Consider the following 12,249-nt stretch of genomic DNA (forward strand, 5'->3'; position numbering starts at 1 on the left):
ATCCTAACATCCGCGCCGCCGTCCGTCAAATGGAAACTGCTGTCCTGCCGCTTTCTGGGGCGGGAGGACAGCAGCTTTATGCACTATGCTATTTTCCCGCGATGTCCTTCGCGTAGTTTTCCTTGAGCCAGCTGTTCAGGTTGGCGATGGTGGTCGCCGAATCCTGCGCGCCGGTCATGTACTTCTGGGTCTCGTTCTTGGCGTATTCCGAGAGGAAGTAGCCCCACTGGGTCAGCTCGGTCGGCTGGGTGAGATACGCCAGGTTATCCGCCAGCAGCGCGTCGGCGTAGCCCTTCATCGCACCCTTCTGGAAGAAGTCGTCGTTGAGGGTGGACTTATACAGCGGCAGCCCCGAGAAGGCCTTGCAGTACTCGAGGTTGACCTCGGGCGAGGAGATGTAGCGGATGAAATCGAAGCCCGCTTCCTTGTCCTTGCAGTTGGCGCTGACCATGTAGCCGGCGGTCTGGCCCCAGAGCAGGACCTTCTTCTGCGCGCCCTCCTTGCTCGGGAAGGGCAGGACCGTCCAGGTGCCGTCCTCCATGCTCTGCTCGCAGGTGATGGTCACCTCGGGGGTCTGGTTGAGGGTGCCGCACTGGCCGTTGATGAAGCCCTCGACCATCTCCTTGAAGGCCCAGTTGACCGAATCCTTGGGCGCCTGGCCGTTTTTGTAAAGGCCGTAGAACTTCTCGAACAGCTCCTGCGCGCGCGGGTCCTCCAGGATGGTGGTGTCGTTATCTCCGGGGAAGATGGCCGGGGTCTCAAGCTCGCTGGCCAGGTACTCGTAGAAGCGCATGAACCCGTTGCCGCCGCCGCGGAAGGCGATCCCATAGCGGTTCTGGGTCGGGTCGGTCAGCTTCTCGACGACCTCGAAATACTGATCCCAGTTCCAGTTCTGCAGATCCTCCACCTTGTAGCCCGCCGCTTCGAGCCAGTCGGTGCGCACGAAGATTCCCTGCGTCTGGTAGCCGTCGGGGATCGCATAGACCTTTTCCTCATAGGTGTAGAGGCTGCTAGCCGCCTTGGTCGCCTCGGACAGGTCGCCGTAGTCGGGCGAGCCCTCCCACATCTCGGTCAGGTCCTCGATCTGGCCCATCGGCGCCAGGGCCAGCATGAAGGTCACGTCGCCCGTCAGGATGTCCGGCAGGGTGTTCGAGGCCGCCATCGAGACCACCTTTTTATACGCGTCGTCCCAGGGCACCGAGTTGTATGTAAAGGTGACGTTCGGGTTCTGCTCATGGAATTTGTCCAATTGGCTCTTTAAGAATTCAGTCCGCTCGGGCGAGGGCATGACGTCCAGGAAACCGAGCTCCACCGCTTCGCCGCTCCCCGCGGGCTCCTCGGACGGAGCCTCTTCACCCGCCTGGGAGGCGGGTTCCCCGGCGGGCTCCTGCGAAGAGGCGGCGCCACCGCCGCCAGAGCAGGCGCTCAAAAGAAGGGTACAGCTCAGAAGTGCCGCAAGAACCAGGGATACCTGTTTTTTCACAACAAATCCTCCTTATCAAATCACACATTAATTTCTTCACCGAATTAATTAACTCCAAGCACATTATACATTTTGTGTGAAATCCTGTCAAGAAGGAAATTATTTTTTAGATAGTTTGCCGCTGTCTGCCGGGCGGCGCGCATGGATCCCCCTGCAAGGTTCCATAAAATTGCGGGCCGCTGAACTTGTCAACGGCCCGCGGCCAGCCGCCCGCATTCCCGCAGGGCGGCGTCTATTTTTCCACCAGGCTGTCGAAGAGGGCGCGGGTGCGCTCCCGGCGCGCCTTGGTTTCGTGCAGGTCCACCGTGAAGCTCCCGTCGTCGTGCTCTTTGAGCACGTCGCCTTCCTTGGCATAGGACGGCAGCCAGACCTTGGCAAAATCCTTCATCTTCCCGTCCTCGCCCTCGCAGACGGCGTATTCCCCTTCAAACCGGTCGATGACCCATGTTTTCATCCTGCTCCCGCCTTTCGTTAACGTTCGGTTTCAATGCGCAGCTTCTGCCCGTCGGTATAAAAACGCACCGTGCCGCAAAGATCGGTGCGCAGCACCTGGCAGCCCAGCTTCTGAAGCTTGTCCAGCGTCTCCTCGTGCGGATGGCCATACTTGTTGCCCAGCCCGCAGGAGATCCCCACCGCCTGCGGGGAGACCGCTTCGAGGAACTTCTGGCTCGAGGAGGTCGAGCTGCCGTGGTGTCCGGCGATCAGCACGTCGGCCGAAACCTCCCGGCCCAGGCGCAGCATATCCCGCTCCGACTCGAGCTCGGCATCCCCCTCGATCAAGAAGCCGCGTTCCCCAAAAGTCACCCGTGTGACCACCGAGGTGTTGTTGAGGTCCTGATACTGCGCGTTGGGCGCTTCGAGCTCAAAGATCGCCTCGCCCAGGTTGTATTGCGTGCCCGGCCGCGCGAGGGTAATCTTATACCCCTTTTTGGCGATCTCCTCGAGCAGGTCGGTATAGACCTTGGTGGTCGGCTCGAGTCCTTCGGGCAGGTCGCTCATAATGACCTTTCCGATCTCAAATTGCCGCACCACGTCTGCCATGCCGCCGATGTGATCGGCATGCGCGTGGGTGGCGATCAGGTAGTCGAGCTTTCGCACCCCCTGGCTTTCCAGATAGCCGCAGACGAACTCCCCATCGCCCCGCTCCCCCGCATCGATCAGCGCGCACTCCCCGCCGGGCGCGCGAAGGAAGACCGACAGCGCCTGCCCGACGTCCAGCATATGTACCTCGAACTCGCCCTCCCCACTCACCATCTTCTGCGACGCCGAGGGCGCGGTCACGTCGTAGCCGTAGAGGTCGCCGAGCGCATCCTTGATCTCCCCGAGGCCCGACAGCAGGCTCCATTGCGGCATGGACCTCTGCGCCGCCGCCATTCCGCCGACCGCCAGCACCACCACCGAGGCGATGATCAGGATTCCGCGAAGGGACTTAAAATTTCGTTTTTTCTTTCGCCTGGCCAACCGGCGTCACCTCCCGCGTTTTGCCTTGTTCGAGCGCCGCGGCTTCTGCACAGGGCGCTTTCCCCGCTGGCGCTGCCGCCCCTGCGCTTTCACCGGGGCGGCCCGGTGCTCCCGGGTATACTGCGCATCCGGCTCCACCAGGCAGTCGGGTCCCCGGCCGATCAGGTCCTCCCGGCGGATCGAGACCAGCGCCTCGATCACGGTGCGGCGGTTCTCCGGCTTAAAATATTGCAGGAGCGCGCGCTGCTGGCGCTTCTCCTGCGGGGTGCGCGGGACGTATACCGCTTCCCCGCTCATCGGGTCCAGCCCGGTGTAATACATGCAGGTCGAGGTGGTGCCGGGGGTGGGATAGAAATCCTGCACCTGCTCGGGGCGCATGCGGTGCCGGCGCAGAAAGAGCGCCAGGTCCACCGCGTCCTGAAGCCGGCTGCCCGGATGGGAGGACATCAGATAGGGGACGAGATACTGCTCCTTCCCCACTTTTTTGGTGATCCGGTAAAATTCCTTTTCAAACCGCTCATAGGTGGCGATGTGCGGCTTGCCCATCTTATCGAGCACATGGTCCGAGCAGTGCTCGGGCGCGACCTTGAGCTGCCCGCTGACGTGGTGCTCGATCAGCTCCTCCAGGAAGGCGCGGTCCCGCTCGAGCAGGATATAATCGAACCGCAGCCCCGAGCGCACGAACACCTTCTTGACCCCTTTAATGGCCCGCAGCTCGCGCAGCAGGCGCAGGTAGTCGCTGTGGTCCGGGTCCACCTGCTTGCAGGGGACGGGCGCCAGGCACTTGCGGCCCTTGCAGAGCCCGTGCTCGAGCTGACCCTGGCAGGAGGGGTGCCGAAAGTCGGCCGTCGGCCCGCCCACGTCGTGGATGTATCCCTTGAAGCGGGGATTCTTTACAAAGTCTTCGGCCTCTTTGAGCACCGACTCGTGGCTGCGCACCGCGATCTGCCGCCCCTGGTGGTAGGCGATCGAGCAGAAGTTGCAGTTGCCGAAGCACCCGCGGTTGTGCATGATCGAAAACTCGACCTCCTCGATCGCCTTGACCCCGCCGAGCGCCTCATACGAGGGATGGTAGTACCGCTCATAGGGCAGGGAAAAGACCCGGTCGAGCTGTTCGGTGGTGAGCACCGGCTGCGGCGGGGTCTGCACGACGTAGCGCTCGCCGTGGCGCTGGACGAGCGGCCTGCCGTAGGCGCTGTCCTGCTCGAGCATCTGCGCCTTGTGCGCCTTGGCGTAGGCGGCCTTGTCCTGCCGCACCTTTTCAAATGATGCGACGGTCACGTTGCCGGCCGGCAGGTCGGCGCCGTCGTCGAGATAGCAGATCCCCCGGATGCCGCGCATATCCTTGAGAGCGGCCCCTTCATCGAGCCGCCGGGCGATCTCTAAAACCGCGTTCTCCCCCATCCCATAGATGAGCAGGTCGGCCCCGCTGGAGCAGAGAATTGATTCGCGCACCGCGTCGTCCCAGTAGTCGTAGTGCGCGAAACGCCGCAAAGACGCCTCCACCCCGCCGATGATGATGATCGAATCGGGGAAGGCGCGCCACAAAAGATGGCAGTAGACCTCCACCGCCCGGTCGGGGCGCGCCCCGGCGCGGTTGCCGGGGGTATAGGCGTCCTGGGAGCGGCGGCGCTTGGCGGCGGTGTAGTGGGCCACCATCGAGTCGATGTTGCCCGAATTGACGAGAAAGCCGAGCCGCGGGCGCCCCAGGCGGGAAACGTCCCGCCCGTCCCGGAAATCCGGCTGGGCGATCACCCCGACGCGAAAGCCCGCGGCCTCGAGCACCCGGGTGATGATGGCCGTGCCAAAGGAGGGGTGGTCGACGTAGGCGTCCCCCGTCACGCAGACAAAGTCGCACTGCTCCCAGCCCCGGGCCTCCATATCCTGTTTGTTGACCGGCAAAAACGCCATCGGGTTCCTCCTAAAACAAGCGCGCCCGCAGGCCGGGAGAGCCGGCCTGCGGGAGGGGCGCTATTCCTCTTGGTTTAGTTTCATTTCGTACCACTGCTCGCGGGTGATGAGCACCTGCCGGGGCTTCGAGCCCTCGAACGGGCCCACGACCCCCTTCTGCTCGAGCTCGTCGATGATCCGCGCCGCGCGCGCATAGCCGAGCTTCAGCTTGCGCTGGAGCATCGAGGTCGAGGCCTGGCCCATCTCGATCACGCACTCGATGGCGGCGGGGAGCATCTCGTCCTCCTCGTCGAAGCCGCCTCCGTCCCCGGAGGAGCCGGACTTTTCGCTCACGGCCTGCCGCTCGATCTCCTGCATGACCTCCTCGTCATAGGCGTGCTCCTCGCCGCTGCTCTTGACGAAGCCGACCACCTTGTCGACCTCCTGGTCGCTGACGAAGCACCCCTGCACCCGGATGGGCTTGGCCGCTCCGACGGGATAGAAGAGCATGTCGCCCCGCCCGAGCAGCTTCTCGGCCCCGCCCATGTCGAGGATGGTGCGGCTGTCCACCGACGAGGAGACCGCGAAGGCGATCCTCGAGGGGATGTTCGCCTTGATCACGCCGGTGATCACGTCCACCGACGGGCGCTGGGTGGCGATGACCAGGTGCATGCCCGCCGCGCGCGCCATCTGGGCCAGGCGGCAGATGTAGTCCTCCACCTCGTTGGGCGCGGCCATCATCAAATCGGCCAGCTCGTCGATGATGATGACGATCTGCGGCATCGGACTGAGCTCTTCCCTGGTCTGCGCCAGGCGGTTGAAGCCGCTGATGTCCCGCACCGAATTGTCCGCGAACATCTTGTAGCGCTGGAGCATCTCGTTGACCGCCCAGGCCAGCGCCCCGGCGGCCTTCTTCGGGTCGGTGACCACCGGCACCAGCAGGTGGGGGATCCCGTTATAGACGCCGAGCTCGACCACCTTCGGGTCGACCATCAAGAGCTTTACCTCCTCGGGGGAGGATTTATAGAGCAGGGAGATGATGATCGAGTTGATACACACCGACTTGCCTGAGCCGGTCGCGCCCGCGATCAGCATGTGGGGCATCTTCGAGATGTCCGCCACCGTCACCCGGCCCGAGAGGTCCCGCCCGAGCGCCATGGTCAGCGGGCTCTTGGCGTCCACGAATTCGTTGGAGTCGATGATCTCCCGGATGTGGACCATCGAGACGTTCTTATTGGGGACCTCGATCCCGACGGCCGGCTTGTTGGGGATCGGTGCTTCGATGCGCACCCCGGCCGAGGCGAGGTTTAGGGCGATGTCGTCAGCCAGAGAGGTGATTTTAGAGATCTTTACCCCCGCCGAGGGCTGCAGCTCATAGCGGGTGACCGCGGGGCCCTTGGCGATGTCGATGATCCTGGTCTGCACCCCGAAGCTCTTGAGGGTGTCCACCAGCCGCTGGGCGTTGGCCTTGAGTTCCTCCGCGTCCAGGTCGTCCTTCTTGCGCTTGGGCTCGCTGAGCAGCGAAACGGGCGGGTAGGCGTACTCCTTGGGCGAGCCGAATTCCTCGGCGAAGCGCTCGTTGGCCCCCTTCGCCGCGACCTCGGCGCTGACGGCCGATAGCCCCGCCTCGAGCTTGCGCTCCACCGGGTCCTTCTTCGCCCCCTCGGGCGGCGCGTTTTCCTCCTCCGGTTCCCCGTGCCGCGGAAGCTCCTCCCCTTCGAGGATCTCCTCCCCGTTGGCCGAGCGGCGCAGGATCTCATTGATCACATCGTCGGTGCTCTGGGGCTTGTCCTCCCCGGCGGCCGGGGCGCTCTGACGGAAATGCAGCACCGTGTCCTCCCCGACCTCGTCCTGTGAAATGTCCTCGAGATCCGGTTCCTCGGGCAGCTCGTCGGTGCGCACGTCGTCCAGGTCCCCGTCGAGCTGGATGTCAAACTCGAACCGGCCGGGGCGGGAGGCACCCAGCAGGGTGGCCTTGGCCTCCTGCTGCTGTTCCAGCCGCTCGAGCGACTTGCGCGCGAAGCTCCCCTGCGCGCCGGCCCCCTCGTCCGCAGCAGCGGCCGGGACGGCGGCATCCTGCCACGGCAGGGAAGGCTCCATATCCGGTGCGGGCGGGAAGGGCCCGGCCGCCTTCGGCTCCCCACGGGAGGCGGCGGGCTGGTCCCCGTCCAGCGGGATATCCACATTGAAGCGCCCCTTGCCGGGGGAGGGCGGGGTGGCGTCCGGCGCGCTCTGGCGCTCCTGGATCCGCTCGGTATAGGTTTCGCCGATCTTCTGCACCGGCTTCATCGCGCCCCGGAACAAGCCGATCAGGGTTCCGCCGGTAAAGATCATCACAAACACGAAGATCAGCAGCACCACGATCACCTTGGCCCCCGACTCGCCGCACAGCGAGACCAGCGGCTGGCCGATCAGCCCGGAGACGAGGCCGCCGCCGTTTAAAAGCACCCCCTGGGCGAAAAGCTCCTTGATTTTATTCCACAGCCCCTGTTCTTTGAGCGGGCCGTAGGAGAAGATCTGCACCGCGGTGGAGACGAGGACGATGAGCGCCACGCTCTGCCAGACCTTGTGCCCCAGCTTGCCGATGGGCTTGTCGAGCGTCGCCATCACCGCTATGTAAATGAACGCCGGGGCGATCAAAATCCCCGCGAAACCGAACAGACCATAGAGCGTGTCGTGCAGCACCCGCCAAAAATTGTCCCCCTCTATGACGGACAGCGCACCCAAAAAGATGCCGATCGCAAAGAGGACGATCGCGCAAACCTGCTGCTTGGCGCGGGACATCTCCTGTTTTTGCTTGCGTGTCTCGGCGGCCTTCTGCGCCGGGGTTTTTCTTGCAGCCATCCGGGCTTCCCTCCCATTTTTCGTTCCTGCCGCGTGCTATCAGCCGAGCAGCATGCGCTGGATCGCGTGCCCGCTCAAAAGCTCGACAATGCCGATCACCGTCACGACCGAGCCAAGCGCCAGGGTATACCACGCGAAATATTTAAACTTGTCGGTGCGCACCACCCACTGCACCATCTTGATGGCGATGATCCCGAAGACCACGGCGGCCGCCACCCCGATGAGCACCGGCACGAGCGGCAGCTCAAAGCTGCCGGACCCCAGCGCCTCGCCGAGCTCGAGCACATTGGCGCCGAGCACCGCGGGGATCCCCATGATGAAGGAGAAGGTCACCGCGTACTGGCGGTCGAGCCCCATCAGCATGCCGGCGGCCACCGTCGACCCCGAGCGCGAGACCCCGGGCAGCGGGGCGATCCCCTGTGCGACTCCGATCACGAGCGCGTCGCGAAAGCGCATCTCCCGCGCCGTCTTGCGCCCCTTTCGGGAGCGGTCGGCCAGGGTGAGCAGGATTCCGGTCACGATCAGGCAGAGCCCCTCGACGGTGATGTCGTTGTCGCTCGAGAGCGATGCGTAAAAATCCTTAAAGAGGATGAAAAAGCAAAGCGGCAGCAGCGAGACGATCAGCAGCAGGATCATCCGCTGGCTGGGATTCGCCTGGCTGAGCCTGAACCTGCCCGTGAAAATCTCCCCGAGCATGTGGAAGAACTCGACGACCAGCTCGAGGATGGTCTTCCAGAACGCGATGAAAACCGCGATCAGCGTGCCAAGGTGGAGCAGCACGGTGAAGAGCAGCCCGCTCTCCCCCGACAGCCCGGTAAAGTACTGGAAGATGGACAGGTGCCCGGAACTGGAGATGGGCAGAAACTCGGTCAATCCCTGCAGCGCGCCCTGCAAAAGGGCCTGTAATCCGCTCAAATGAAGTACCTCTCTCACATATGTATTCCCGGGCCGCGGCCCGGTCAGAATATTTATATTCCGTTTTTGGCCTGCTTACCACCCGGCCGGCGGTAGGTGGCGCCGGGTGAAAAGCGCTCGTCGAGATAGACGCGCGGGTCGGTCGAGACCACCTGGGTGATCTCGAGCCCCTCCCGCCCTTCACGTCCGAGCAGCATACCCCCCTCGAACTCGACGCAGGAGAGCTGCGGCTCTGTATCCGGCGGCAGCAGCTGCCAGAGCGGAGCGACGGAATGAAGGATCATTTTCCCTTCGCCCCCTTCTTTTTGGGTTCCTTTGCGGGCTCGTCTTCTTTCCCGGGCCCGTCCTCTTTTTTGGGGCCCAGCTCCTCGATCTGGCGGTAGAGCTCGGCCACCGCGTCGGCGAGCCCGCCCAGGGAGTCGATCAGCCCCTCCTCGACCGCCTTGTCCCCGTCGAGCACGGTGCCGATGTCCATCACCAGCTCGCCCGAGTTCATCATCAGCTGCTTGAAGCGGTCGGGGGAAATCTGCGAATTGTCGCAGACAAAACGGATGATCCGCTCCTGCATGCGGTCGAAATAGCTGAGCGTCTGCGGCACGCCGAGCACCAGCCCGTTCATGCGCACCGGATGGACGGTCATGGTTGCCGAGGGTGCGATGAAGGAATGCTTGGCGCTGACCGCCAGCGGCACCCCGATCGAATGCCCGCCCCCGAGCACCAGCGAGACGGTGGGCTTCTTCATCCCGGCGATCAGCTCGGCGATGGCGAGCCCCGCCTCCACGTCGCCCCCGACGGTGTTGAGGATGATGATCAGCCCCTCGACCTCGGGGTCCTGCTCGATGGCCACCAGCTGGGGGATGACATGCTCGTACTTGGTGGTCTTGTTCTGCGAGGGGAGGATGTAATGCCCCTCCACCTGCCCGACGATGGTCAGGCAGTGGATGACGTGCTTGCCCTTCGAGTGGGTGAGCGAGCCGGTCTCCACGATCTGCTCGCTCTGCTCCTTGGTTAAGGAAACGTCGTCCTGCTGCTCCTCGTCCTGCTGCTTATCCTCATTTTTGAGGGAATGGCTTTTTTTATCCTTCTCTTCTGCCACGCGGCACACCTCCAATGCTGCCTCCCGGAGGGAAGCGCTTCACCGCTTAGTGTGCCAAGCGCGGGGCCGATTATGCCGCCCCAGGGAGGCAAAAAAGAGAGGCTGTCCAAAAAAATATTATACCGCAAAGAAGCCTTTGCGTCAAACAAAACCCTTCCCTCCCGAGCGACAAAAAGGGCGGTTTCCCGCCCTTTTATGGCCCGTGTTTTTCAGTATCCGCGGTGGTCGGAGAGGGAATCGTCCTTGACCACCCACTCGTCCATCACCACGTAGGTGCGATAGCTTTGCTTGTCGTCCCGCACGATGACCGTCGAGATCCCGGCGTTGATGATCAGCCGCCTGCACATCGAACAGGGCAGCGCCCCGCGGGAATATTCCCCGGAGTCGTATTCGATCCCCACCAGGTAGAGGGTGCTGCCGATCATCTGGTCGCGCGGCGCGTTGATGATGGCGTTGGCCTCGGCATGGACCGACCGGCAGAGCTCATACCGTTCCCCGGCCGGCACGCCGAGCCGCTTGCGGGTGCAGTACCCAAGGTCGCTGCAGTTGGCCCGCCCGCGCGGCGCGCCGACATATCCGGTGGCAATGATCGCATCGTTTTGCACGATGATCGCCCCGAAGTTGCGGCGCAGGCAGGTGCCCCGGCTGGCCACCGTCTCGGCGATGTCCAAATAATAGTTGATCTTGTCTCTGCGCTCCGGCACAAAAATCGCCTCCGTTCGTCTTATACAGCGCTTTTTCGCTGCCTTTTTTATCATCATATAATAAACGAAGCCCACATGCAAACAAAATCGTCCAATTTATGCTATAATTAAAAAAATCGTCACATTCGGTTCATGAAAATTCGGAGGACAGATATGCCAAACCTTTCCAACATCGGGGTGATCCGCGAGGTGCTCGCCCGCCATGGCTTCACCTTTTCCAAGGCGCTGGGGCAAAATTTTCTCATCAACCCCTCGGTCTGCCCGCGCATGGCCGAGGCCGCCCACGCCGCGCCGGGATACGGAATCCTCGAGATCGGCGCCGGGATCGGGGTGCTGACCGCCGAGCTGGCCGCGCGCGCCGAGCGGGTGGTCTGCGTGGAAATTGACGGGCGGCTGCTGCCAGTGCTGGAGGAAACCCTGTCCGATTTCGACAACGTCGAAATCGTTAACGGGGACGTGCTCAAGGTCGACCTGCACGCCCTGATCCGCGAGCGGTTCGCGGGGCTGCAAGTCGCGGTGGCGGCAAACCTGCCCTACTACATCACCTCGCCCATCGTGATGAAGCTGCTCGAGGAGCGCCTGCCCATCGAGTCGATCACCGTGATGGTGCAAAAGGAGGCGGCAACCCGCCTGTGCGCCGCGCCCGGCGAGCGGGCCTGCGGGGCCGTCTCGCTGGCGGTGCAGTACTACAGCTCTCCCGAAATCCTCTTCCCGGTCTCCCGCGGGTCCTTCCTGCCCGCGCCGAATGTGGACAGCTGCGTCATCCGTCTGACCCTGCGCAGGGAAGCGCCCATCGCGCTGGAAAACGAGGCGTTTTTCTTTTCCGTGGTGCGCGCCGCCTTTTCCCAGCGGCGCAAGACCATCCTCAACACCCTGAGCAGCGGCCTAAAAATCCCCAAGGGCGAGCTCGGCCCCCTCCTGGAGGAATGCCGCGTCTCCCCTTCTGCGCGTGCCGAGGCGCTCACCCTCGAGCAGTTCGGCGCGCTGGCCAACGCCCTGTACGCGTACCGGCACTAGCCCTCCCAGCCGGCTGGACGGCGCAGCCTTGGCGGCAGGCGGGTGGTCTTGTCCCCCTTGGCGGCGGCCAGCTGCCCCTGGGTGAGGAAGCACGCTTCATGCAGGTCCGCCCCGCGCAGGTCGCAGTCCCGCAGGTCGGCCCCGCAGAGGTTGGCCCCATAGAGATTGCAGTCCCGCAGGTCGGCGGCGATCAGCAGCGCCATGCTCATATCCCGCCCGCAAAGGCTCTGCCCGCGCAGGCTGCGCCCGGCATAATCCATCCGCTTCCTGCCAGGCGCCGCCGGGCCCGCCTCCCTGCAGACGAGCGCCCCGGCGCTTTGCAGCACCCGGCTGACCCGTCTGTGATATTCTCCGAGGCCGGGAGAAGGCTGCCGCGCCAGCTCGTCGCCCTCGGCAATCAGCGCCGCAGCCTCCTCCCAGAGGGAATGCGCGGGTAACAGGGAGAGCGTCTCGCCCAGCAGCCAGAGCATCTGGTGCAGCCGGTAAACGGCGAGGAAGCGCGCGAACAGCGCGTCTTTCAGCGCCGGGTCGCTTCGCCAGTCCCGGCCGGGATAGTACCCGCTCACCCGCTGGCCGGCTCCGAAGCAGTCGAAGGCCATGCAGCCGTGCAGCCCCTTTTGCCCCAGCCGCGCATGGACGGCGCAGCGAAAGTCCCCGCCGAGGTAGCGGCAGGGCTCCCCTGCCGCCTTGTCCGCGGGGAACCCGTCGCAGCGGGAGAAGGCCAGGGCGGCGCAGCACAGGCCCTGACAGCTTTTGCAGTCGATCGCAAGCCGTGCGCTGAGCTGTGGACACGGGTCCGGGCGGTGGATCCCCCTCATTTGGTGCCCTCCTCTCGAAGA

General features: G+C 63.8%; 11 protein-coding genes. 1 reads left to right on the forward strand and 10 read right to left on the reverse strand.

Annotation, left to right across the window (positions count from 1 at the left end; genetic code table 11):
- Window positions 1-88: 88 nt before the first annotated feature.
- The 9 genes from EDD78_RS11105 to EDD78_RS11145 all read right to left on the reverse strand — a co-directional run bounded on the left by EDD78_RS11105 (window position 89) and on the right by EDD78_RS11145 (window position 10,393).
- Complete coding sequence (locus EDD78_RS11105; RefSeq protein ID WP_132084976.1) at window positions 89-1,483, reverse strand: ABC transporter substrate-binding protein; 1,395 nt, start codon at window positions 1,481-1,483, stop codon at window positions 89-91.
- Window positions 1,484-1,715: 232 nt separating this feature from the next.
- Entirely contained in the window at window positions 1,716-1,937 is a 222-nt protein-coding gene (locus EDD78_RS11110) for a DUF3006 domain-containing protein (protein ID WP_132084977.1), read from the reverse strand.
- 17 nt (window positions 1,938-1,954) lie between these two features.
- On the reverse strand, window positions 1,955-2,944 hold the full coding sequence (locus EDD78_RS11115; protein ID WP_132084978.1) for a ComEC/Rec2 family competence protein: 990 nt from the start codon (window positions 2,942-2,944) through the stop codon (window positions 1,955-1,957).
- Between the two features lie 6 nt (window positions 2,945-2,950).
- Window positions 2,951-4,855 carry a YgiQ family radical SAM protein gene (locus tag EDD78_RS11120; RefSeq protein ID WP_132084979.1) on the reverse strand — a complete coding sequence of 635 codons (1,905 nt, stop codon included), beginning with the start codon at window positions 4,853-4,855 and terminating at the stop codon, window positions 2,951-2,953.
- Window positions 4,856-4,915: 60 nt separating this feature from the next.
- Window positions 4,916-7,678, reverse strand: coding sequence for an FtsK/SpoIIIE family DNA translocase (locus tag EDD78_RS11125; RefSeq protein ID WP_286170858.1), 2,763 nt, complete (start codon window positions 7,676-7,678; stop codon window positions 4,916-4,918).
- 39 nt (window positions 7,679-7,717) lie between these two features.
- Window positions 7,718-8,593, reverse strand: a complete 876-nt coding sequence (locus tag EDD78_RS11130) for an undecaprenyl-diphosphate phosphatase (protein WP_159449037.1) — start codon at window positions 8,591-8,593, stop codon at window positions 7,718-7,720.
- Between the two features lie 53 nt (window positions 8,594-8,646).
- Window positions 8,647-8,877 carry a YlzJ-like family protein gene (locus EDD78_RS11135; protein WP_079699944.1) on the reverse strand — a complete coding sequence of 77 codons (231 nt, stop codon included), beginning with the start codon at window positions 8,875-8,877 and terminating at the stop codon, window positions 8,647-8,649.
- Window positions 8,874-9,689 (reverse strand): ClpP family protease, encoded by an 816-nt coding sequence (locus tag EDD78_RS11140; RefSeq protein ID WP_079700485.1) that lies wholly within the window; start codon window positions 9,687-9,689, stop codon window positions 8,874-8,876. Before EDD78_RS11140 ends, EDD78_RS11135 begins: the two co-directional genes overlap by 4 nt.
- A 209-nt stretch (window positions 9,690-9,898) precedes the next feature.
- Window positions 9,899-10,393 carry a deoxycytidylate deaminase gene (locus tag EDD78_RS11145; protein WP_242942197.1) on the reverse strand — a complete coding sequence of 165 codons (495 nt, stop codon included), beginning with the start codon at window positions 10,391-10,393 and terminating at the stop codon, window positions 9,899-9,901.
- 153 nt (window positions 10,394-10,546) lie between these two features.
- Here EDD78_RS11145 and rsmA point away from each other — a divergent pair, with 153 nt between their 5' ends.
- Window positions 10,547-11,410: a 16S rRNA (adenine(1518)-N(6)/adenine(1519)-N(6))-dimethyltransferase RsmA gene (rsmA, locus tag EDD78_RS11150; protein WP_117507887.1), complete on the forward strand. Its 864-nt coding sequence runs from the start codon at window positions 10,547-10,549 to the stop codon at window positions 11,408-11,410.
- Here rsmA and EDD78_RS11155 read toward each other — a convergent pair.
- The gene (locus EDD78_RS11155; protein ID WP_132084980.1) at window positions 11,407-12,228 is read right to left on the reverse strand and encodes a pentapeptide repeat-containing protein; all 822 of its coding nucleotides are present in this window, start codon (window positions 12,226-12,228) and stop codon (window positions 11,407-11,409) included. The two genes, rsmA and EDD78_RS11155, sit on opposite strands and share 4 nt — an antisense overlap.
- Between the last annotated feature and the right edge of the window lie 21 nt (window positions 12,229-12,249).

The sequence above is a fragment of the Harryflintia acetispora genome, assembly GCA_004340125.1.
Lineage (GTDB): Bacteria > Bacillota > Clostridia > Oscillospirales > Ruminococcaceae > Harryflintia > Harryflintia acetispora.